At 52.9% G+C, this 22,471-nt stretch carries 18 protein-coding genes; 7 read left to right on the top strand and 11 right to left on the bottom strand.

Annotated elements, in window-relative coordinates:
• Positions 1-17: 17 nt before the first annotated feature.
• A complete protein-coding gene (gene argH, locus RC85_RS01865) occupies positions 18-1,406 on the top strand; it encodes an argininosuccinate lyase (protein WP_068258176.1) in 1,389 nt (462 codons plus the stop codon).
• A gap of 138 nt (positions 1,407-1,544) precedes the next feature.
• Here argH and trkA read toward each other — a convergent pair whose 3' ends face one another.
• From trkA to RC85_RS01850, 3 genes are all read right to left on the bottom strand, one after another.
• Positions 1,545-2,885 carry a Trk system potassium transporter TrkA gene (gene trkA, locus RC85_RS01860; RefSeq protein ID WP_068258175.1) on the bottom strand — a complete coding sequence of 447 codons (1,341 nt, stop codon included), beginning with the start codon at positions 2,883-2,885 and terminating at the stop codon, positions 1,545-1,547.
• 10 nt (positions 2,886-2,895) lie between these two features.
• Positions 2,896-3,087 (bottom strand): hypothetical protein, encoded by a 192-nt coding sequence (locus RC85_RS01855; RefSeq protein WP_068258174.1) that lies wholly within the window; start codon positions 3,085-3,087, stop codon positions 2,896-2,898.
• Positions 3,088-3,150: 63 nt separating this feature from the next.
• Complete coding sequence (locus tag RC85_RS01850) at positions 3,151-3,768, bottom strand: DUF6677 family protein (protein ID WP_235033368.1); 618 nt, start codon at positions 3,766-3,768, stop codon at positions 3,151-3,153.
• Positions 3,769-4,079: 311 nt separating this feature from the next.
• On the opposite strand from RC85_RS01850, the gene RC85_RS01845 reads away from it, so the two are divergent.
• Positions 4,080-5,291, top strand: a complete 1,212-nt coding sequence (locus RC85_RS01845; protein WP_068258173.1) for an aromatic ring-hydroxylating oxygenase subunit alpha — start codon at positions 4,080-4,082, stop codon at positions 5,289-5,291.
• Positions 5,292-5,354: 63 nt separating this feature from the next.
• Here RC85_RS01845 and RC85_RS01840 read toward each other — a convergent pair whose 3' ends face one another.
• Both RC85_RS01840 and RC85_RS01835 read right to left on the bottom strand, forming a co-directional pair.
• Positions 5,355-5,960: a hypothetical protein gene (locus tag RC85_RS01840; protein WP_068258172.1), complete on the bottom strand. Its 606-nt coding sequence runs from the start codon at positions 5,958-5,960 to the stop codon at positions 5,355-5,357.
• A complete protein-coding gene (locus RC85_RS01835; protein WP_149752881.1) occupies positions 5,926-6,252 on the bottom strand; it encodes a hypothetical protein in 327 nt (108 codons plus the stop codon). Before RC85_RS01835 ends, RC85_RS01840 begins: the two co-directional genes overlap by 35 nt.
• Positions 6,253-6,719: 467 nt before the next feature.
• Here RC85_RS01835 and RC85_RS01825 point away from each other — a divergent pair, with 467 nt between their 5' ends.
• The 3 genes from RC85_RS01825 to RC85_RS01815 all read left to right on the top strand — a co-directional run bounded on the left by RC85_RS01825 (position 6,720) and on the right by RC85_RS01815 (position 10,158).
• A complete protein-coding gene (locus tag RC85_RS01825; protein ID WP_238383078.1) occupies positions 6,720-7,721 on the top strand; it encodes a bacteriorhodopsin in 1,002 nt (333 codons plus the stop codon).
• A 23-nt stretch (positions 7,722-7,744) separates the two neighbouring features.
• On the top strand, positions 7,745-8,755 hold the full coding sequence (locus RC85_RS01820) for a Brp/Blh family beta-carotene 15,15'-dioxygenase (protein ID WP_149752883.1): 1,011 nt from the start codon (positions 7,745-7,747) through the stop codon (positions 8,753-8,755).
• 377 nt (positions 8,756-9,132) lie between these two features.
• Entirely contained in the window at positions 9,133-10,158 is a 1,026-nt protein-coding gene (locus RC85_RS01815; protein ID WP_068258167.1) for a hydroxyacid dehydrogenase, read from the top strand.
• A gap of 59 nt (positions 10,159-10,217) precedes the next feature.
• On the opposite strand, the gene RC85_RS01810 is transcribed toward RC85_RS01815, so the two are convergent.
• On the bottom strand, positions 10,218-10,457 hold the full coding sequence (locus tag RC85_RS01810) for a thiamine-binding protein (protein WP_068258166.1): 240 nt from the start codon (positions 10,455-10,457) through the stop codon (positions 10,218-10,220).
• An 844-nt stretch (positions 10,458-11,301) separates the two neighbouring features.
• Here RC85_RS01810 and RC85_RS01800 point away from each other — a divergent pair.
• Positions 11,302-12,363, top strand: a complete 1,062-nt coding sequence (locus RC85_RS01800; protein WP_149752884.1) for a MamS/MamX family magnetosome protein — start codon at positions 11,302-11,304, stop codon at positions 12,361-12,363.
• A gap of 311 nt (positions 12,364-12,674) precedes the next feature.
• Here the strand turns inward: RC85_RS01800 and RC85_RS01795 are convergent, their stop codons facing one another.
• Positions 12,675-15,158: a GEVED domain-containing protein gene (locus RC85_RS01795; RefSeq protein ID WP_162273158.1), complete on the bottom strand. Its 2,484-nt coding sequence runs from the start codon at positions 15,156-15,158 to the stop codon at positions 12,675-12,677.
• A 444-nt stretch (positions 15,159-15,602) separates the two neighbouring features.
• On the opposite strand from RC85_RS01795, the gene RC85_RS01790 reads away from it, so the two are divergent.
• A complete protein-coding gene (locus RC85_RS01790; RefSeq protein ID WP_084422271.1) occupies positions 15,603-16,907 on the top strand; it encodes a glycoside hydrolase family 117 protein in 1,305 nt (434 codons plus the stop codon).
• 151 nt (positions 16,908-17,058) lie between these two features.
• Here RC85_RS01790 and RC85_RS01785 read toward each other — a convergent pair whose 3' ends face one another.
• From RC85_RS01785 to RC85_RS01770, 4 genes are all read right to left on the bottom strand, one after another.
• A complete protein-coding gene (locus tag RC85_RS01785; RefSeq protein WP_068258162.1) occupies positions 17,059-18,606 on the bottom strand; it encodes an MFS transporter in 1,548 nt (515 codons plus the stop codon).
• Between the two features lie 278 nt (positions 18,607-18,884).
• Positions 18,885-20,063, bottom strand: a complete 1,179-nt coding sequence (locus RC85_RS01780) for a mandelate racemase/muconate lactonizing enzyme family protein (RefSeq protein WP_276526177.1) — start codon at positions 20,061-20,063, stop codon at positions 18,885-18,887.
• A complete protein-coding gene (gene aldA / locus RC85_RS01775) occupies positions 20,044-21,510 on the bottom strand; it encodes an aldehyde dehydrogenase (protein WP_068258229.1) in 1,467 nt (488 codons plus the stop codon). The genes RC85_RS01780 and aldA overlap by 20 nt, the downstream gene beginning before the upstream one ends.
• 188 nt (positions 21,511-21,698) lie before the next feature.
• Positions 21,699-22,469: a 2,5-didehydro-3-deoxy-L-galactonate 5-reductase gene (locus RC85_RS01770; RefSeq protein WP_068258161.1), complete on the bottom strand. Its 771-nt coding sequence runs from the start codon at positions 22,467-22,469 to the stop codon at positions 21,699-21,701.
• Between the last annotated feature and the right edge of the window lie 2 nt (positions 22,470-22,471).

The following is a 22,471-nucleotide window of genomic DNA, read 5'->3' as shown; positions in this document are numbered from 1 at the left end:
TGTGAAGAGTTCAGATTGTGAGCAAGCAGCAAGACAGCCCATCTCGCAGCGGTGTTTTTGCCGATTCGACCGACAAACGTCTCGAAGCGTTCGCCGAGAGCATTAGTTTTGATCGCCGATTGTATAAACACGACATTCGCGGTTCGATCGCGCATGCCGAAATGCTGTCAACGGTCGGGCTGATCAGCAAAGATGAATTTGTCCAGATTCGTGACACCTTGAAGGAGATCGAATCCGAACTCGATGCCGACAAGTTGCCGATTCGGTTCGAGCTGGAAGACATTCACATGCACGTCGAACAGGCGTTGATCGATCGCATCGGCGACGTCGGGCGAAAGCTGCACACGGCGCGCAGCCGGAACGATCAAGTCAGCACCGACATTCGCATGTGGATTCGTGATGCCCTGGACGGAATCGACGCCAGACTGCTGACGCTTCAAAAGGCGTTCCTAAGCCGCTGCGACGCCGATTTTGACATCGTGTTGCCTGCGTACACGCACCTGCAACGTGCTCAACCGGTCCTGGCATCGCACTATTGGTTGGCGTACATCGAAAAGTTTTCCCGTGATCGAGAACGTATCGCCGATTGCCGTCGCCGCGTGAACCAGTGCAGCCTTGGGGTTGCCGCGGTCGCCGGAACGACGTTGCCGATTGATCGCGATCAAACCGCCAAGGCTCTGGAATTTGGTGGAGTCACCGCGAACAGCCTGGACACCAGCAGCGACCGCGATTTCATGTTGGAAACAGCGTTTGTGTTGTCCGTCATCGCATCACACCTAAGCGGTTGGGCCGAGGAATGGATTCTGTGGAGCACGGTGGAATACAACTTTATCCAAATCCCGCAAGCGTTTTGTACCGGCAGCAGCATCATGCCGCAAAAGGTGAATCCGGACACGCTGGAATTGACGCGAGGCAAGTCGGCTCGAGTGATGGGCAACCTGCAAACGTTGATGTTGTTGGTCAAGAACCTGCCGATGGCTTACAACCGCGACCTACAAGAAGACAAACCACCGTTGTTTGATTCGTTTGACACGATTGACGCGATGTTGGAATTGGCCGCGCCGATTGTTCAGGACAGTGAACTGAATCGAGCATCGATCGCTGACCGATTGGAACGTGGCTATCTGGACGCGACAACACTGATGGAATGGATGATCAAGAAGGGCATGCCGCAGCGACGGGCTCACCACTTGGTCGGTGCGATTGTCGGGGAAGCGATGAAGCGAAAGGTTTCGTTGAGCGAGTTGCCGATTGATGCATTGCAAGAGCATGCACCGGAGATTGACGACAGTGTTTATGATTGCTTGGGCAGCAAGAATGCGGTCGAAGCCTTCGTCAGCTATGGCAGCACCGCGCCGGACCAAGTTCGCTCGCAAATCCAACGTTGGACTGAATTGTTGAAGTAGGCCGGAACAAGCTTGGCGCAGTTCCGGCAATCCAGTTCCGGCAATCCAGTTCCGGCAATCCAGTTCCGGCAATCCAACACTCATCAATGCAATTGCCGGAACTGCGCTAAGCTTGTTCCGGCCTACCTTGCTTGTTTCCTAATGGAACAGCGGCAACGGGTCATCGGGCGACGCGCTATCGATCAACGCGACCACCACATCACCGGCCTGTAATTTATCATCGGCGGTCGGGACGCGGACGAAGCCATCGCGATAAATCGCCCCAATCAAACAACGTCCCGCTAACGGCAATTCCGCCAGCGAACCTTGGGTGATCGGGCTACCTTCGTTGATTTCCAATTCATAAACGCCAATCGTTCCGTTGGGCAATTGGTTCCGACTGATGATCGCGCCTTCGTTCAGATAACCCAGGATCTGACGAGCCGCCACGTCTCGTTCACTGACGGCCAAGTCGATCCCTAGCTTTCCGACCACGTTGGCGTAATCGGGCCGTCCGACGACACACATCACTCTGGCCGAACCCAATTCGCGAGCCTCGACGCCGGCCATGATGTTGCTTTCGTCCGACCCGGTGCAGGCGACAAAGAAATCAACATTGCCGGCACCTTCGTCTTCTAACACCACGCGGCGGTTGGCGTTGGCGTGAACCACCGTGACGTCGGGTAACAGCTTGGCCAGATGTTCGCATCGATCAACGTCGCGTTCCAGCATCACGACGCGGTAGTCGCGGCGGGCGAGCGAGTCGGCCAAGTGGTAACCTGTTTCGCCACCACCAGCAATCATCACACGCGACTGCTTCCGGCTCTTGCGCTGTTCAGAAAACATGCTGCGCACCTTGGCGACCGATTCGGGGCTTCCGATCAAACTGATGCGATCGCCGACATGCAATTCATCTTCACCGCTAGCGATCCACATGCGGCCGTCGCGAGCAATCGAACCAACACGGATGGAACCGGGGATCTTTAAGTCTCGTAATTTACGGCCAGCCGCAGGCGACTTGGTATCGACATCCATCTCGTAGACTTCTAGCTGCCCGCGAGCAAAGTGTTCTAGCGGAATCGCGTCGGGATCACGGATCGATCGAGCCAGCTCGAATGCCGAGAGTTGTTCCAAACTAAGCAGGCTGTCGATGTTGAAGTGTTTCTGATAATCGAACGTACTCAGATCGCGAAACGCTGGCGCGTACACGCGTGCGATGCTGCGCCGTGCACCAAGCGCCTTGGCCATGCTGGCACCAACAATGTTGACTTCATCGTCGCCGGTGACCGCCAAACACATATCGGCCGAACACACGCCGGCTTGGAACAGCACGGTGCTGCGGGAAGCGCTGCCAACGATCGCGCGCACATCGAGTTCGCTGTTGATTCGTCGAACATTTTCGGGGTCGTGGTCAACGACGGTAACGCTGTGGCCTCGCCGGCAAAGCATGTCGGCGACCCAGCGTCCGACGGTTCCGGCACCTAGTGTGAGTACTCGCATTCGTCCGATCTTAGATCAGCCACGCCATCAAACACAGGACGGCAAAAATAATCAGCATGAACCCGGTAATCCAGCGACCGGTTTGCCAAGCGTGTTGGATCACCTTGGTGGTGTCTTCGTGACGAGTGCCGCCAAAAACCAGCGAGATCGTCACGATCAGCGGCAGGTAGTACAGCAAATAGGTGGGGGAAATCGACAGCACGGGTGAAGTTTGAAGCGTGAGGGGTGACGGTTGGCGGGTGAAAGTGACAGTAGGGGTGACCGTTTAATCGCCTTGTTCTGGGGCAGAATGTTCTGGCTCAGAATGTTCCAGATCGGGCGTTTCGTCTTTTCTGCGGCCGCTGATCGGTACCGCCAACGGGCCGCCAAATGCGTCGTAGATCACAAGAATGTTTAGCAGTCCGGCGATCACGGTGTACCAGGTACCCATTTCGTAACCGGCCCCTCGGCGAGCGTACCAAGCGGACACTTCATCGGCTTCGCTTTCTAGCACTCGTCGGTACGGCGGTGCCATGAATCCACCCCAAAGCGGCGTGTAGGATCTGGCCGTGTAGCCGGTATCAGGATCGGTCGCCTTCCGCATTCGATTGCCTTGCACCAGCGCTGGCATCGCAAGTGCTCCAACGCCTGCTTGCAAAAAATAATGCCACCGCCGGTCACCTGGAACCCACGATGCATAGACAACATGCCCGCCACCGAGTGCAAAACCGAGGATCCAAGCGGACAGAATACAGACCAAGAAAATGCAGCCCTTGGTCATTCGTCCTTGGTACATGTGCCCCAAACCGGGCACCAACCAAGACAGAAAAGCCGCCAAATTGCGATTTTTCAGGTCGATGATTTGACCTTCGACGTCGATCGTCGTGGCTTCGCTGGATGCCATTAGCTGTCTGGATCCCTAGGGGGAAGGAGATTTGAATGATTTGCTAGAACTTCGTTCACGCACCGCATTGTGAAGCAAACCGGCGACGGTTGATAGGCGGAATCAAAACGCCCATGAAGATGGAAAGACGACGAAGAAACGGTACAGGAGCCGTCTTGGTGTTCTGGACAGCCTTCATGTTATCTAATGAGCCAATTCGGCTCCTGGCCCTGCTTTCCTGGTTGACCCTTTTTCCCGGTCTTGCTTGCTAGGGTTTGGTCGTCAGGCTATGACGTCTGATGATAAGGATCTGTTTGCGATAAGGAATTCTAATGTTTGTGCACGAAAGCCGTTTACGTCACCTGTTGCGTCCCGAGCATTATCGCGATCCAGACCACTATCAGCTAGAGCTTGAAACGCTTTTTCGCACGTCTTGGCAGTTGGCCTGCACCAAGCAGGAAATCAGCAAGAAGGGCGATTTCGTTACTGTCAATCATGCAGGAACTCCGGTGATTCTGCGTAATTTTGGAAACGAGATTAAAGCATTTGTGAATGTATGCCCTCATCGGCACTCGCAGTTAACATGTGAACCCAATGGCAACAGCGAGAAGTTCAAATGCCAGTATCATGGGTGGGAATTTAATTCGGACGGAAGCACCGGACGTATACCCGAAGCTCACTGCTTTCGTCCTTGGGACCGAGAGAACTCTCATCTCCAACCGATCCGAATGGAGATGTGTGGTGACTTGATTTTCATCAACCTGTCGAACGGTCCTGAGACTTTGAAGGACTTCATTGGCGAGAAATGGGATGAGATCGAGGCCAACTTCAAAGCACCCATGTGGCGAATGGCCGAAGAATGGGAATTCGATGCGAACAGCAATTGGAAAGTCCCGGTCGAAAACACGCTGGATTCCTACCACATTGCCGAAGTCCACCCGGATTGGTTCGACGGGGAATTGCCATTGGAACTCCACTCGATTCATCACCTGGAAGACTCTCAAACGCGTTTGGAGTACGCGGAGAAATTTCCATGGGCCAAAGAGCAATTCAAGACCAGTCGATTCTTGGGCGGTGAGCCCAAGGAGGTGTACCGCCATTATCACTTTCATCCGAGCCTCATTGTGGTAATGACCGACACAATCAACTACGTGTCTGTCCATGTTCCAACTTCACCGACAACCGTTCGAGTGAAAATACGGATGTTTGCGTTGCACGGAACTCGAAACGGACCGCTTCGATCGATCGTCAGGTACGTGGCTTGGCGCATGGCTCGAAAGTCAGTGCGCCAAATCTTTAACGAAGACCGAGTTCTCTACGAAGCCCAGCAATTGGGTATCCAGGGGAGCAATCAACCCGGCGTCATAGGAGTTCGCGAAGAAAGGATTTGGCAGTTCCAAAAATGGTTGCTGGAAACCACGGGAATCGGCATGCCTAAAAAAGACCAAGCCCAAATCGAAGCCGGCATCGAGGCCAAGCGGAGCACCGATAATGATCAAGCCAACGAATCGGATGCGGGCTCGGCAGCGAGTCAAACCTCGTAAATGATGGACAGGTTTCAGGGAACAGACCAGTCCATTTTTTTGACGGATTTGATGGAGGCGAATTCAGTCGTCGCGGCGTCGGTTGGCAGTGTTTACCAACACGGACATTGCATACAGAGGCGTGACCCAACAACCATGGAATCCTGCAAAAACCGCCTTCACCAGTGACAGTTGGCCAATCGAAATGGCAGGTCCCGGATAGACGACTACGACCAGCCAACCCGTCGCATAGATCAGTGGCCCGCAGACGAGCGTAAACAAGACTCCACCTACCCAGGATCCTTCACCGGTGACTCGTTCCATTGCCTGCCAAAACCCGACGCGCAAGCTCGACATCGTTGTCGCGATCGGTTCATCGGCAACTCTGAACGTTGGCAACGGGATCGCGTGGGCTTCACCCAAAGTCTGACGACGCAAAGTTCTCCCGCAAATCCATGCCGTCAACAATGGCAACAATATCGCCGTGATGATCATCTCGCCATGCAAGCTTTCCGGGCCACCCCAAACCGGCAGCCTGTCACGCTGTCTAAATAACACCCAAGGCAATGATGCGTTGATGACAACATTCACCAAGAATGGAATCCGCACAAACCCATTCCAGAGATACTTCCGACTTTGTCGCGACCATTGCCAATCAACGTTCGAATGGTTCGATGCCCGTTTTTTCATGGATCAGAATTTTTCGTTTGAATGGTAACGCTTCGAGTGAGGGCAGGTTTGGTTTTCGGGTTTGAGTCCAAGTTGGTCTTCGATTTGCTTCACTCTTTTGGTAGGCGTCCGCGTTGGCGGTCACGAACTTTCTTGCTCGCTCTACCATATCCGAAGAACTATCGGGATCACCTAGACCGAATCGCTGGGACAGTTCTGACAGCGTAGCGGTCGTGTGCTTACGGCATAGGTAGCCCGAAATATCACGTCCGCCCTCAGGACTGCGAAACCCTCGGTAGTCTTCGACAGCCACACTGCATTCCTTGGCCGTGACCGATAACACTTATTCAACGGTCACGACCGACGAGCCAAGCGAAGACGGCTAGCCGAAACGCTTCGCGGCTTGTTGATTTGTTCGTTTAACAGTCAGCCGAAGGCGTACTACGCGCCCTTCGAGTACGCCTTCGGCTAACTGTTAAACGAAACGTGACGACTATTGGAATAAATCAACAAGTTGTTCGCGAGTTCCGCTACGTCAGCGAAACAATCGACTTCCCGGCAAAATCCACTACGTCAATTGTTGTTCGCGCGATGCTTAGCCAACAGCGTGGTCGCTGATCGACCAGTCCATTTTTTCTTTGGACGGGGCTTGCCAAGCTTCTATGGAAAGCTTCCGGCAACTTGGTGGATCCACCGATTTCGTTATTGGCACGTTGGTTGCGAACGTTGTCAAAGAAGATTGTTGTTTCAGAACTCCACCGCTTTAAGAAGGTAATTTTGATGTCCAATATGGAGAACTATCTCGTTTACACGGACTACCAGTTCCAACTGATTTCTCACGTACTCGTTTTCGGGCTGGGAGCGATGGTTGCTGGGTTGATCTACTTCGCATACACGGTCAGTTCCACCAAGCCGAAGTATCGAACGACTAGCTACCTGGGCAGCGTCGTTATGGTTTCCGCCGCGCTGATTTTGTGGACGCAGTATGAAAGTTGGACCAACGCATTTACCTACGTTCCTAATGTGTTGGGTGAAGGCCAAGGCGGATACGTGAATGCCAATATGGAGGATGGGATCATTGGTTTGGCCGGGGCTATTCCCGAGGATCAAAGCAATCTTTCACGCGCTACGTTTAGCAACGGCTTCCGCTACATGAACTGGACGATTGACGTCCCAATGTTGCAAGTGCAACTACTAGCCGTGATCGGAGTTGCGGGGGTGACCTTTTTCCGGTCGGCCGCAAAGTTCGTCGTTGGCGGCTTGGCGATGATTTACTTTAGTTACACCGCGCAGTTTTTTGAGGGTGGTTTCCACCCAACCCTCGGCGATCCGAGTTCGCGATTCTACTTTTGGACCTTTTATCTGCTCGGTTGGGTCGCTTTCGCCTACATCCTTTACTCGGTGAAAAAAGACGTATTCGACCGAACCGATCACATGCATGCCAGAGCTCGAAATGTGATGCGAGGAATTTGGTGGCTCTTCGTTGGATCCTGGACCGCCTACGGAATCGCGATCGCGATGCCTGCCTTTGCGTTCAACGCCGGTGGTGCTGTGAGTCGTCAATTCATCTTCACGTTCTGCGACGTTGTTTCAAAAGTGATTTACGGTGCGATGCTCGCGCGAGTAGCCACCTTCCAATCGGCCGCCGAAGGTTTTCAGCCCGCAATGGATGAGTGCAGTTGGGAAGCGGTCACACGCGGCGATGTTCCCGATTTGACTCCCGATGATTTCTACGGTGACCAGGAATCGAGTGGTCGTCCGGCACCGGTGCTCGCCAAATAACCAGTGACTACGTGGAGCATCCATTGCACGTTTACAACTGCGAATTCAAATCGCTGAGCGACGTCATCGTCAGTCCACGCGACTGGCGGTGGCGACGTAGTTATGTCCTTCGAATGCTAACGGCATTTGCCATCCTGGCTTTGGCGGAGATCATCTGCTCCTATTCCTGGAAGTCGCCTGCGTTCGCCTTGAACCTGGGCTTCTTAACCATCGGAATGCTGCACGGTGCCGCTGATCCTTGGCAGCTTTTGCAAGTCGGAATTCGACAACGTCGATGGAACTTGGCATTCTACTATCTGGCGCTGTTATTCGTGTCGGCAGTATCGCTTGTTTTGGCTCCAAGCGTTGCCATTGCAGCCTTCTTGCTTCTAGCCGGAATTCATTTTGGATTCGAAGACTTACCAAGAAGTCGCTTTGCTTCCTTCGCTACGCTCGCCGTCATCGCTCGTGGGACTGTCGTTGTTGGATTGCCAATCGCGATCCACTGGAATGAATCGATCGCATTTCTTGGGTTGTGCCAAGATGTCCTTCATGTCAACGGGTTGACTCTTGCGACACCTCAATTTGTTGGCATCAACGTAGCGAGGTCGGCAAGCACAGGGATTCTTTTCTTGGCAATTGCTTCTCATACCGTGCTGGCGTTTCGTGGCGTTGGGCATGTGCGACAATGGTGGATCGAAACGATCGTGCTAGCCGCCTGTGCCTTCGTGATGCATCCACTGTTTTTTATCGGGCTTTACGTTGGTGGTTGGCACGCAGTCAAGTCAACGGTTCACCTGATGACCGAAACTGAACGAAACGACCGACCTGCAACAGTGCTGGCAACATTGCTCGCAACCATTCCGATTTTGGCAGTCGCTTTGTTTCTTTGGATGGGTAGGTTTGGTGGGAATCGATTCGAGCTCTCGAAGCTGTTCTTTGGACCTTCCGCTGATCAGTTCGCAGCCTTTGCGTTTATTGCCTACGCGGTGGTCACGTTACCGCATCTTTGGTGGCACGCACGAACACGCGGTGGCATGATCGATTCTCGGTGAACGCCACCCTTTAGGTTTCTGTAAATAGCATCCAGAGCGAATTTTCCAAGGGATTCCACCCAACGCGCTGAAGCGTTTTGGTCCCGGAAAACACGTGTTAATTCGTTTAGCCGCGTGGGCATCGCCCCGCGCGTTTCGCCCCGCATGGACGCGCGGGGCGATGCCCACGCGGTTAAACAGTTTAGAAACCCTTCACGGCGTGGGCATCGCCCCGCGCGTCGTGCTGGGGCCGGCTGCGAGGTGGAGGCGGATGGTTGCGTTCATCGAGAAGTGTCCTAATTGCGATGCTAGTTGTGTACTAAAGCAAGCATGTTCGGCGCGGAGTTTGCGTGCGTTTGATCTCATTGCAAATACAACCACCTACCGATGGGACTTCGATGAACATCACAATTTTTGACGTGGAAGACTGGGAACGAGAAACGTTTGAACGACTTCGCGAGGACCACGAACTCACGCTGACCGCCGATAGCCTGACTGCCCAGAATGCGTCTCAATTTTCAGATGCCGACGTCATCTCCACCTTTGTCTACTCCGATCTGGACGATGAAACGCTGAAGAAATTCGATCACCTGAAACTGATCGCAACTCGATCGACCGGGTTCGATCACATTGACATGGATCATTGCAATGATCGAGAGATTGCGATCTGCAACGTTCCTGAATACGGGTCGGCGACGGTGGCCGAGCACACCTTTGGTTTACTGTTGACGATTAGCCACCGACTTGAAGAAGCAATCGACCGAACTCGCAAGGGCGACTTCTCGCCGCGTGGGCTTCAGGGTTTTGATCTGGAGGGAAAAACGTTTGGCGTGATCGGGACCGGTAATATCGGACAGCACGTCATCCGCATTGCACATGGATTCGGAATGAATGTCATTGCCTTTGATTTGCAACCCAACGCCGACGCAGCAGAAAAGTTTGGCTTTGACTACGTCGAATTTGATGAATTGCTAAAACAATCGGACGTGGTCAGCTTGCACGTGCCGGGGTCAGCCAAAACGAAGCACTTAATTGGCGCAGACCAATTCAAGCTGATGAAACGCGGAGCGGTGTTGATCAATACTGCTCGTGGAGCTTTGGTCGATGAACGAGCGATGTTGCGATCGCTGGCCGAAGGCAACTTGGCCGCCGCCGGGCTGGATGTACTTTCAGAGGAGCCCGTCATCCGGGAAGAAGCCGAACTGTTGCGACGCGTTTACGAACAACATCATTCACTCGATACGCTGTTGGTCGATCAGGTGTTGATTCGAATGCGAAATGTTGTGGTGACGCCGCACAGCGCTTTCAACACACGCGAAGCGGTTCAACGAATCATCGACACCACCGTTGACAATATCGTTGCCTTCACCCGCGGTAATCGCAAAAACAGAATTAACGCTGAACAGGCAGTAGCCAACGTCTAACGCGATACGACAGTGGACGCGCGTGCCACCTGTCTCTCAACTGCCAGCGATCTTTACGCCTACTTTGAACGATCATCATCAAAAGTGATTTGGATCAATAGGCGATTGTGTTTGACGGCTAGCTTTTGCCGACATGCCTCGATTGATTCGCTTATCTGCGTAAGCGATCCTTCCACAGACGTGGACATTCTGTTCATCGTGTATTCCAGGCCGCGTTCGTCCAGTGTTTCGCGAACGAGTTGCATGTCGTCGTGCATCGCGGGGTCGTCGAGTGTCCAAATACTAAAGTCAGCAAGCATATTCAGGCTCCGTCGGTGTCATGGGGTTCGTTGTTGGGTTTGGCTTTTGCAAAGATGGTTAGCTGGACAGCGTGCCTTTGGAACAGCGCCGAGCGTATTAGCCGTTTTGGCATTCGCCACGGTTGCTCTCGCTAAAACTGCGGCTAATCCAAAGTGCCGCTGTCCAGTCAGGGTCAGCTCCAGTCAAGGTCACGGCTTTGCTTGGCTCGTGACAGCTTCGTCCTTGTCGCCAAACCGGGCGGGCTGGTCGCTTCGATGGCGACGAGCGATTTGTTGACAGTAAGGCGATCGGCAGAACTTCATCCTGCGACGCCGATGTTGACATGGGGCAATTTATAGGCCAAACGCAGCCAGAGAATTAGTTACAGAGAATTAGTTACAGAGAATTGATTTGGGGCAGCCATCCGGGTGCTCGCGCACCCGGCAGGAAGCTTCCGGCCCTCCAGGCCTAAGACGCAGTAACTGATGCGACGTCCCGAGCGAAAGGCGACTATAAAAAAGTTGTACGTTCCTTAGCCCCGGATGGGGCGTCAGCACGGTGCCGTGGGTCTTGACCCACGGAATCAAACGGGATGAGTAACGACACTAATCCGGCAGCAATCAAATCGATGTCCCCCCACTTTCGCAGAACCTCATCTCACAAACCCCATCTCACAAACAACAATGAACCGCTTCGAAATCGCTCGACTTGATCGTCAACCAAGCACCAGGCCTGTCGATCCAGGTCAGTTCGCCATCTGAAACGCCGTCAAACTCCGTATTGGCATCGGGTTTGCAACCATTCATTGATTAAACAAGCCCACAGCGTGTGGACTTAATTTTCCAATCGAACATGGAGAACAAAATGACAATGCGACAAAAGAAACGAGCCATCCTTGCTGGTATTATCGGTGCTGCAATGATGACGCCCACGGCTCTGGTGCAAGCTGATGAGTTTGGCAGCAACACCCGATACTACGAAGATGACGCATGGTATGACGTATCGGAATGGTTTGACGGAAACGACTACAACCCGACCGATGAAGCCGTCGGACGCTGGGATAATGAAACCTGGTCGTACGCCGATGAGTTGACCGACAGCGATGCCGACAACGACTGGAACCTGTACAGCGACTACGGCTATGAAGATGAAGATAGCGATAGCGACTGGTTCTATGATTACTACGATGACGGCTACAGCTATTGGGACAACGATTACTACTCGAACTACTACGACACGGACGACGATGGCCTATACGATGCCTACGCGTTCTACAGCGACACCGACGGCGATGGCTTTTACGAAGACTTCGACTACTACACCTTCAACGAAGACGGTGAAGGCCAGCAAGAATCGAAGCAGCAAGCCCAGAACCAACAAAAGCAGATGAAATCAACTCTGATGCAATTGTCGGGCGAAGTCGTCGATACGAAGACCGTTAATGTTCGAGATCGCAAGCACTTACTTGCATCCGTCCAAGTACCAAGCGGGCAGTCCATGCCGATCGATCTTGGACCCGCCGAATCGGTCAGTGTTTCCGAAGGCGACCAATTGACGGCCAATGGCCACGCAGTCAAGGTCGGCGACAAGCCACTGTTCGTTGCAACCGAAGCCTCTCTTAAAGACGGCACGATCACGATTGACCGAAACGGCAAGAAGTTCCAAGGAACCGTCGAGAAGACGAAAACGGTGAAGGTCCGTGGGCAGCAACACCAATTGGCCAAGGTCAATACCAAGAATGGCAAGACCATGATGGTGGACTTGGGCCCCAAGACGACGTTTGATCGCAGTCTGGAAGAAGGCTCGCAGATCACCGTCCAAGGTGTCCCGGTGAAGGTAAACGATCGCGTCATCCTGATGGCTCGCCAAATCATGCATGACGGCGACAAAATGGAGGTTGATCGTCAGGTTGCCCAAGCCAATTAACATCTGGCATTTGATCGACCTGCTCTCGATTGAGGGCGAATAGAAAATGGGCAGGAGCTAAATTGGCGGGGCAGGCGATGGTATCTGCGCAGATCGCCAAAACGGCTCCTGACCCTTTTTTCTTGCCCAATCAAATCAGTGCAATGATCGGTGCCCCGGCGACGTCATGAAGACTGGAACCTGTCGCTGCGTCGCGTTTTCGTCCCGTCATGATTGAGCCTGAGGTCACTCCTTTGCTGATACTCAATCACAAAGACTTCCATCGCTTAGCCGAAATCACGGTTCGGACACCCGCTACCTGAACATCGCGATCAAGTTCCAAAGCTAACGCGAAATGCCGCGAATTCCTTCAAGCCGATTCTCCCGTCACCATCGACATCGAGACCTACTTGATATCCAGGTTCACCAACTGCTTTTCCAAACGATCCTCGGAATCCTGCAAAGTCGGTCAGTCCGACGGCGTCGTCGCCATTGATGTCGCCGTATTTGCGGAAGAATGCATCGGTGGGATTGTGGTCGCCAAAGATATGGTCGCCCGTCATCGAAACTGTCGCTGACGAAAGACGCGATGAAAGAATGACCAGTTTGTAATTCGCGGTTTCCAAACTTCCGTATTCATTGACGGAAGACGTTGACGGTGTGAATGACAGGTCGACCACGGTCCGCCCATCCAGCATTTGGACACTCACCTTGTGATCAACCGACTGAAGCGTGTCCAAGTTCAAAACTTGAAATGCTCCTAATCCGGACTGGTCTATTTCGACATCGCGATCAAAAGTTACTGTCACCGAATCCAGGGAAGACCGCTGAGCATCGCCTCCATTGACAGTGATCGCTTCGACTTTGGGGGCGTCAACGGAAATCAGATAGTCTTCGACCTCACCGTCGGGCGCGAACCCGGTCGGTGAAAGCCCGCCGATTGAACTAATCCGAACCCTGGCATAGCGGTCACCCGCAGTCAGTCCCGCAGGCAGGTCGTAGTTCAGCGTTTGCAAACCGCCAGAAACGGCGACACCGTCAAGAATCTTTTCGTTAGATGTGAAGTTGTTGCTTTGATCAAAGTCAATCCAAGCATCAATCCGGGGGCTGGCAGTTTGCTGTCCATCGATGTTGACAGCAGCTTGCTGTCCGTCGATATTGACCGCATCTTGCTGCACATCGACATTGACGGCAGCTTGCGAACCGTTGGGGGTGATGCCGCCAAACATGACTCCGTCTTCATCACTCAAACTCGAATCGTCGTCGCCGGTGGCGCTGGTTGAAGGGAATCCATCGGGATCAACGTCGCGTCGCTGACCTAGTCGCGGTCCGGTTGCTGCGTGAGAAGGGCCGTCGTCGGCAAAACGAGTTCCAAAAGACTCGGGAGCATCGCCAAAGTCACTGTCGATGTCACGAGGAAAGACTGGTCCGACGTCGTCACTGAAAACGAATTCCTCGCTACCACCGCCATCGATAAACGCGATCTGTAACGAAACAGTGCTGTCGATATCGCCGTTGGAAAGGACATAGGTTGATGCGTTCGCGCCCGAAATGTTGACACCGTCACGCATCCATTGATAGACAAATTCCCCCAATCCATTTGGATCTTGGATTCCGCTAGTGTCGACCATTAACGCTCGGCCTTGTTGGGCGGACCCTTGGACAATCGGCACGCCGGATGCCGGTTGATTGGCGACGATTCGTTGATAGGTGCGTACCCATTCGACTTGCATCTGATTGACGCTCGGATTGGCCAAGTCAGCATCCGAAGGAATCCCATCTTCTCCCCGCCACGAATGAGCTTCCAAGTCAAAAATCAATCGCATGTCTTCGTTTAGGAATTGGCTGGTCGCGTCCCAGTTGTACCCGTCGGTGCCCATGCAGGTGCTTTGAGTCAAAGAATCGCAATTAGCACTGGTGACGACTTCGCCGTTTTCGTTGTAAACCACGTTATTGCCGGTTGCCAAATCCAACTGCCGAACCAATTGTCCGTTGATGTAGAAATCCAGTTCCGTGGTTGATTTCCAATCAACACCCCATCGAGTCCACTGACCAGCAAGACTTTGTTGGTGAACATGATGAACTTGGTCGCTATTATTGTTTCCGCCGTCACCACCTCGTTTGAAGATATGAACGTTACTGGATGGTCGACGAGGAAACCAATTCCCGTCACCGTAAACTTCAACCACGTCGATTTCGGTTTCGTTGCTATCGCTGAGCGTCCAAAAGTTGGTGGAAACCTTCGTGGATGAAGTCCGAATCAAGGCTTCGGTGAATGTCCCGGGGCCGAACTTGTGTTTCGACGTGATGTAACTGGTATAAACTGATCGCGTGAATTCCGGCTCTAAAAGGTTGGTCACTTGTTGGTCCAGCGGCACTTTCGTCGCTGAGATGATCAATTTGCTGTTCTGGATTTCATAGTTCTTATCACTAGCCGGTTTGTTCTTGTCGAAATACGTCGCCCCCGGGCCGAGCCATCCGTCTGGTTTGGAATCCACCCACTTGATGCTGTCGTCATGGTCTGGAGCGATGTTCCAATCGAGAACCCCCGAGGTTTTCTGTAGTTGATCAGCAACGGTGCCAATCGTGTCCTCGTTGAATTCATCAGATAGTTCCGTCGCAAGTCTCCACTCCAATCCGTTGCCCGCATCAGCTGGAACAGGCAGAACTGACCACTCGGCATCCGCCAGCCCAGCCAACAGGATTCGCGATTCCAGCAGTTCTACTTTTTTAATTCGCCGGCAGATGCTCATCGACTTTCGGCGGGATCGATTTTTTGAAGTCACACCTGACAACGCGAAAATGAAATCTAGCATTGACTTCTCGTAGCCTGATCGTTGTTGGCGATTGGACTTGTACTGGGAAAGCGATGGATTTGAATTTCGCTGGAGCCGTCGAAAGGCCTTGATCCTTTGCTTGCCAACCATGGGTCAAATAGAAGACCCTTTCCATATGTTAACAATTCACAATGTCATCTGAGCCTACAAAACTTCGACTTCCAGGAAAAGATGACGGAGCGACGCGACTTAAAGACAAGGATGGGGATTGCCATTTAGACTTAAAGTCCGGCTAAGCAAGGATCTTGAACCGCTGAGTCGTCCTGCGCTGAGTCGCTGAAAGTCCTTGACAATCGGCGTGGACCGAACACAATGTTAACAATTAGCATTTTGGCGTCAGCTTCTCTCACGTCGGAGTCCTACCGTTTCAATGCCGCCACGGCTTGTGGGAGGCGCATCGCGTACGAACAACAAAGAACCGGGATGAAATTCGCAATAGTCTTTCTCGTGCTCGCCACCTTCTTTTCGCTACACGCTTGCGAGGCGGAACCGCCTCAAGCGAAAGCAGCACCGGAAACAGCACCGAAAACAACACCACAAGCGGTGCCTGAAGCAACGTCGCCTGGCTTTCCCTTTGTGTTGCCCAAGCAGAAGCCTGATCGTCCGATGAGCGCGGCGATGGAGCGGAACTACACCGCCTACTTAGCACCTCGCCCGGAAGACAACGAACTCTATTCGCTGTTTAAGTACACGCAACTGAACGGCTTTGACTACAACGATCATGACGGAACGATTTCCCGTCGCGATCCGTCCAAGGTGATTCTTGCAAACGGGAAGTACTACGTTTGGTACACGCACCGTCACACGCCTGTCCCGCCCCAAGGTCCACAGAAATGCACCGACACCATTCCATCGAGTGATTGGGATTTGGCCGATATCTGGTACGCGACCAGCGAAGACGGTTTCAACTGGACCGAACAAGGCGTCGCGATCCCACGCCCTTCTAAACCACAAGTCGGTTGGCGAAGTGTGACCACCACTGACATCCTGTTTTGGAAGGGGAAATACTACCTCTACTACCAAGGCTTTATGGAAGCGAGCGGCACGCGCGGGGACGATTGTCCCGTCGCGGTCTCTTACGCGGATTCTCCTGATGGTCCCTGGACGCCACACAACAAGATCGTGATTCCCAACGGTGCCCCAGGCGATTGGGACCAATACTCGATTCACGATCCCTATCCGCTTGTCCACAACGACAAGATCTATCTGTACTACAAATCTGATTCCGATGGCGATCCAGACTTAGTGCGGATGCAGGGATTGGCGATTGCTGACGATCCGCTCGGGCCTTTTGAAAAGCACCCTCTTAATCCCGTTCTTAGTTCCGGTCATGAAACGTCATTGTTTCCGTTTCAAGACGGCATCGCGGCGATGGTTCACGGCGACGGGAACGAACACAACACGATTCAATTTGCCAAAGACGGCGTCAACTTCGAGATTGCTTCGATGGTCCAGTTGATGCCCATTGCCGCTGGCCCCTATGTCCCCGATGCGTTCACCAACACAACCGATGGGCGTGGCATCACCTGGGGAATTTCTCACTTCAACAACTACACCCAATGGAGTCAGAACCACGCCGTTCTTGCGCGGTTCGACTGTGACCTCAGCCAAGACGTCCACGATTCGGACATGAAACGTCATCGCGCGTTTATTAAGCATGATGTTTACTTCAAGCAGGGCCTGAATCACGAGCAACGCAAACGCATCGAAGATGCAAATCTTGAATGAGTGAAAACATAAGAGGACAAGAACCTAAACCTCTCCGCAAGTATCAACATGCGACGACTGGGAAAGTTACTTGTATTGCTGCGTTCTTGTATTGCTGCCGCGATTTCTCCCAGCGGACTAAGTCGAATTCAACCGGGACATTCGACAGTTCCTAAGCGAGTTCGCCTTTGGAGATTGGAGCTTTCCTACGGTTCCAGCAAACAATTCCGTAGATGGCAATCACCACAAAGCAAAGTGCTGGCAGATAAAATGATCCCCGGATCGCCGTGGTTCCCATGAAAGAGTCTAAGTCGAGAATCTGACCCTGCAAACGCGGCATGAAGGCCCCGCCGACGATGGCAAAGATCAGGCCCGCCGAACCCAGCTTGGCATCTTCACCGACACCGTCGAGTGCCAATCCATAAATGGTTGGGAACATCAGCGACATGCAGGCGGAAACAGCAATCAGGGAATAGAGTCCGGCCATGCCTTCCAAATGAATTGCGCCAAGCGTGCAGGCGAGCCCACCGAGACTGAGTACCATCAGCAGCCTTCCTGGCGAGATATATTTCAGGAAGAAAGTGCAGATGAATCGACTGAAGAGGAAGATGACCATCGCCAGGATGTTGTGATTCTGCGCTGTCGCCTTATCGATCCCCAAAGCGTTTTCAGCGTACTGAATAATGAACGTCCAGCACATGATCTGCGCTCCCACATAGAACATTTGCGCAATCACGCCTCCCACGTAACGGGGATTTTTCATCAATCTGCCAACGGTCCTACCGAAATGAAGATCATGCTCATCACCCTGCGGACTGGTGTCGGGCATCTTCGTCAGAATGAAAACAATCATCACGCCGATGACGATAAAGCCAATCACCATGTAGGGCATCGAAACAATCTTTAGATCATGCTTCTGTAGTTCGGAATGAGTTTTGCCCTGAAAGGAAGCAATCTTCCCGTCCTTAAAATCTTGTAACGCAGTCGAGGCAACGTCCTGGGCATCAGGAGCCAAGTTTGTGACATAGGCTTTGACGTTCGCATCATTGGATCGTTCGCGCTCTTTCGACTTGAGAAAGGGAAGAATCTTGTATTCTTGATTCTCTACCGCTGCCGATCTGAGTTCGTCATGAAAACCATTCACATCGCTCTTAAAGTCCTCGACTTGGATCGTAGAGAGAATGACCGTGCCGGCAATGAACATCCCAGTGAGCGAACCAACGGGATTGAAGGCTTGAGCCAAGTTGAGACGACGAGTCGATGTTTCCGCCGGTCCCATCGACAAGATGTAAGGATTCGCCGTTGTCTCCAAAAATGCGAGCCCAAAGGTCAGAATATAGAGTGCAATGATAAACAGATTGAAGTTCGCGCCTGAAGCAGCAGGGACCGATAGCAGGGCACCCGTCGCGTAAAGCAACAAACCTACAATGATCCCGGACTTGTAGGAAAACTTGCGGATGAAGATCGCCGCCGGCAGCGCCATGGTGGCGTACCCTCCGTAAAACGCCATTTGCACCCACGTACTTTGAGCGTTATCGATGACAAAGACATCTTTGAACACCGCGACTAAAGGGTTGGTCACGTCGTTGGCGAATCCCCACAGCGCGAAAAGCGTCGTGACAAGCACAAACGGATAAATGAATTGCGTTGGCACCACAGGCAACTCGTGGGTTTGGTCATCCGTCGTGATGCTGGCCGCTGGAATGTCTTTGTCAGTCATTCGGTTCCTCACTGCATGAAAACTTGGATGTGGTCACAAGCAGTCTCTAACAGAATGCTTGCGTCTAAATGTGTGGCTGCGACTCACAGGTAAATTGCGACTTCAGACGCCCAGGGGTGTTGATGTGTGACATGGCGACAACGAAAGTCAATATTCTTGTGAGGCACAGATGAGCCACCCGAGAATTGTTCTGCTCGTCGCAGCGTCTCGCGTCCAAAGGAGAGACTGGCTTCGTGGCTTGACGTACTTCGCTCGAACCCAGGTCGATTGGTCACGGCCTACTTCTGCTCGTAGGGCAAGAGTTTCGCCCAATCGAAGGTGACCCCAGTCCCTGGATCATCCGGTGCGACCGCGCGGGAATTTTCGACGACCAACGGCCGGGTGGTGTATTGGTCGATCGGGAAGCTATGCACTTCCAGCCAGCCACCGTTGGATTGCGCTGAAACTAGACTCACATGGAGTTCTTGCATCCCATGCGAACAAACGGGAATGTTGTATTTGCGAGACAACTGGGCCGCAGCCAACCATCCGGTAATGCCGCCACAATTCGATGCGTCGGGCTGAATGAACGACAGCTTCGATTGTTCCAGGGCGTAGCCGAACTCGTGAATCGTATGCAGATTCTCACCCATGGCCAACGGCATTCCGGTCGCCTCGGCAATTCTTGCATAGCCTTGATAGTCGTCTGGAATCGTGGGCTCTTCAAACCAGGCGATGTCATACGGTTTGAACCGAGTCGCCGCTTCGATTGCCTGATCGACCGTCAATGAATAGTTGGCGTCCACCATGAACTTGATATTCGGGCCGATCAATTCGCGTACCGCCTTAATACGCTCGATATCCTCGTCAAGGTTTTCGCGTCCAATTTTGATCTTTACCGCATTGATTCCCTTTGCCAGATAGCCGCGGATTTGATTAAGCAACTTGTCCAATGGGAACATCAGATCGATTCCGCCGCAGTACGCCAAGCAATCTTTTCCGGCTCCGCCTGCCATCTTCCAAAGAGGCTCACCGGCTTGCTTGCAGCGGATATCCCAAAGAGCGATATCGATCGCCGACATGGCAAACGATGCAATGCCACCACGACCAACATAGTGAATGTGCCATTCCATGAAGTCATTGACTTTTTCAACGGCAGTACCGTCTTTGCCAATCAACGCGGGTGCCAAATCATGCTGGATCATGGCTTTGATCGCATGACCTCCTTTGCCTCCGGTGTACGTGTACCCGGTGCCCACACTGCCATCACCCAGCGTAATCGTTGCGGTGACTAGCTGGAAATGAGTATGGTCACCGTGTTTGGCATCCGACAAAACCTCCGGCAGGGGAACACAAAACAATCGGGTTACGATTGATTCAATCTTCGCTGGTTCATGATATTGATTCCCAGCAGAATTTCCTGGCATGGGGACAGCCGGCAGGCGGGCCGCGTGGTCGCTATTGATCGAAGTTGACATACATCGTCTTCTTTTCGAGGTAGTTATCCATTCCGTATTTTCCGTCCTCGCCACCGGTTCCACTGAGCTTGTGCCCGTTGTGGAATCCTTGGCGTTGTTCCCCCATGGGTCGATTGACGTAGATTTCTCCGAATTCGAGTTCAAGAACTGCGCGTTGGATCTTTCTCATGTCGCTTGTAAAAATAAAAGCGGCAAGGCCATAGTCGCTGTCATTGGCGAGTCGGAGTGCTTCGTCGTAACTACTCACTCGCATCACCGGACTCACGACGCCAAAAACTTCGTCACGCATCACGGCCATGTCGTGATTGCAGTGAGTCAGTACGGTCGGCTCATACCAATGGCCTTTCTTAAACTGATCCCCCTCGGGACGCTTCCCGCCCACTTCCAACTTGGCACCCGCCTGAACCGCATCGCGAACGATTTGTTCCAGTCGATCGGTTTCATGAGCGTTAACCTTCGGTCCGATATCAGTACTGTCTTCCATCGGATCACCAATTTTTAGTTTTCCGACCGCTGCACAGTACTTCTTTACAAACTCTTCATAGACAGCATCGTGGATGTAGAACCGCTCGGGGCAAGTACAGACTTGACCGCTGTTGAGATGCCGCGAAACCACGGCTGCGTCCACCGCTTTATCAACGTCTCCATCTTCCAAAAGGATAAACGGAGCCTTGCCGCCGAGTTCCAAGCGAACGGCAGTCAACCGCTCGGCCGCCGCTCGGAAAATGTGCTGCCCGGTCGGTGTGGAGCCAGTCATGGAGACCAAACGAGTGATCTTGTTGGTGACCAATTCTTCGCCCATTGTCGGACCATCACCAGTGACAAGATTCAAAACACCCGCAGGAATCCCCGCTTCCAAAGCCAGCTCGCCGAGCGCTAAAACAGCGACCGGCGTCACCAAGGGTGGTTTGATAACCATGACATTTCCGGTCGTCAGTGCGGGACCAATTTTTCGGCACGACAACGCGAGCGGAAAATTCCAAGCTGCGATTCCCACGGTGACACCGTAGGGCACCTTGTGAATCATGATGTGTTCGTTGGGCGAATCAGAAGGAAGGATGTCGCCTTCGACACGTCTGGCCGCCTGGGCTGGGAAATTAATAAAGTCCGCCGAAACATCGACTTCTCCCAGGGCTAGCGAGTAGGTTTTTCCCATCTCGTTGACCAAGATCTTTGCCAGCCGCTGACGGTTGGTACGAATCAAATCAGCAAACTTCGCCAGAATTTCACCACGCTGCACCGCAGGCGTCGCTGCCCAGGATTTTGCCGCCGACTGAGCGGATTCCAACGCGATCACGGCATCCTCTTTGCTTCCGTCGGGCACCGCAAAGAGCACCTCTTCGGTGGTGGGGCTAGCCACGTCCACCGTTTGGCCGGATACCGAATCTTTGAATTCACCGTGGATCAGCATTCGATAATGCTCAACACCACGGCGGGATTCTGTCATGGACAATGTCATGGGGAAACGATCGCTTCAGCAAGTAAAAAAGTAGGTGATTGAAAATTGATTGAAAATATCGAGTGCTTTGTCAAGATTACGTTTTTGGGTAGTGGATCTTGTTAAAGATCCATTCGCATTGGGATCTTTAACAAGATCCACTACCGCCAACCCTCGTTCTGATTCTTGACAAAGTACTAACGGCCCATCCAGCCGCCATCGACCAGCAACGTGGTCCCGTGGACATACTGCGCCGCGTCGGAGGCAAGGAACACGATCGGACCTTTGAAGTCATCAGCATTGCCCCAGCGCCCGGCTGGAATACGGCCGAGAATCTGTTCGCTGCGGACGGGATCCTCACGCAGTGCTTCGGTGTTGTCCGTTGCGATGTAACCGGGCGCGATCGCGTTGACGTTCACTCCTTTGCCGGCCCATTCGTTGGCCAGCGCCATCGTCAGTTGACCAATCCCGCCTTTGCTGGCTGCATAACCGGGCACCGTGATGCCACCCTGGAAGGTCAGCAAGGACGCAGTGAAAATGATCTTGCCACTTCCCTTGGCAACCATGTCTTTGCCAAATTCACGTGCCAGCACGAACTGGGCGTTCAAGTTGACTTCCATCACCTTGTCCCAGTAATCGTCAGGATGTTCCGCGGCTGGTTTGCGAAGGATCGTGCCAGCGTTGTTGACCAAAATGTCGATCGTCGGGTGATCCGCTTTGGCTTGTTTGATGAATTCATAAACCGCCGCACGATCCGAAAAATCGCATTGATAACCTTGGAAGGATCGCCCCAGTGCTGTGACTTCTTTTTCGACATCACTGCCGCTGGTTTCCAGCGATGCAGAGACGCCGATGATGTTGGCACCGGCTTCCGCAAGGCCAAGTGCCATGCCTTTGCCAATGCCGCGTTTACAACCGGTGACCAAAGCGGTTTTACCGGAGAGATCAAATGATGAAAGAGTTGTCATGC

Source organism: Rubripirellula obstinata, assembly GCF_001642955.1.
Classification (GTDB): domain Bacteria; phylum Planctomycetota; class Planctomycetia; order Pirellulales; family Pirellulaceae; genus Rubripirellula; species Rubripirellula obstinata.
The sequence above is the reverse complement of the archived record's forward strand: the minus strand, read 5'-3'. Positions and strand labels throughout refer to the sequence as shown.

Excerpts from the sequence above, each read along its gene's own strand:
- trkA (WP_068258175.1), bottom strand. The coding sequence starts at position 2,885 with ATGCGAGTACTCACACTAGGTGCCGGAACCGTCGGACGCTGGGTCGCC.
- RC85_RS01850 (WP_235033368.1), bottom strand. The coding sequence starts at position 3,768 with ATGGCATCCAGCGAAGCCACGACGATCGACGTCGAAGGTCAAATCATC.
- RC85_RS01845 (WP_068258173.1), top strand. The coding sequence starts at position 4,080 with ATGTTTGTGCACGAAAGCCGTTTACGTCACCTGTTGCGTCCCGAGCAT.
- RC85_RS01840 (WP_068258172.1), bottom strand. The coding sequence starts at position 5,960 with ATGAAAAAACGGGCATCGAACCATTCGAACGTTGATTGGCAATGGTCG.
- RC85_RS01825 (WP_238383078.1), top strand. The coding sequence starts at position 6,720 with ATGTCCAATATGGAGAACTATCTCGTTTACACGGACTACCAGTTCCAA.
- RC85_RS01815 (WP_068258167.1), top strand. The coding sequence starts at position 9,133 with ATGAACATCACAATTTTTGACGTGGAAGACTGGGAACGAGAAACGTTT.
- RC85_RS01810 (WP_068258166.1), bottom strand. The coding sequence starts at position 10,457 with ATGCTTGCTGACTTTAGTATTTGGACACTCGACGACCCCGCGATGCAC.
- RC85_RS01800 (WP_149752884.1), top strand. The coding sequence starts at position 11,302 with ATGACAATGCGACAAAAGAAACGAGCCATCCTTGCTGGTATTATCGGT.
- RC85_RS01795 (WP_162273158.1), bottom strand. The coding sequence starts at position 15,158 with ATGCTAGATTTCATTTTCGCGTTGTCAGGTGTGACTTCAAAAAATCGA.
- RC85_RS01790 (WP_084422271.1), top strand. The coding sequence starts at position 15,603 with ATGAAATTCGCAATAGTCTTTCTCGTGCTCGCCACCTTCTTTTCGCTA.
- RC85_RS01785 (WP_068258162.1), bottom strand. The coding sequence starts at position 18,606 with ATGACTGACAAAGACATTCCAGCGGCCAGCATCACGACGGATGACCAA.
- RC85_RS01780 (WP_276526177.1), bottom strand. The coding sequence starts at position 20,063 with ATGTCAACTTCGATCAATAGCGACCACGCGGCCCGCCTGCCGGCTGTC.
- aldA (WP_068258229.1), bottom strand. The coding sequence starts at position 21,510 with ATGACAGAATCCCGCCGTGGTGTTGAGCATTATCGAATGCTGATCCAC.
- RC85_RS01770 (WP_068258161.1), bottom strand. The coding sequence starts at position 22,469 with ATGACAACTCTTTCATCATTTGATCTCTCCGGTAAAACCGCTTTGGTC.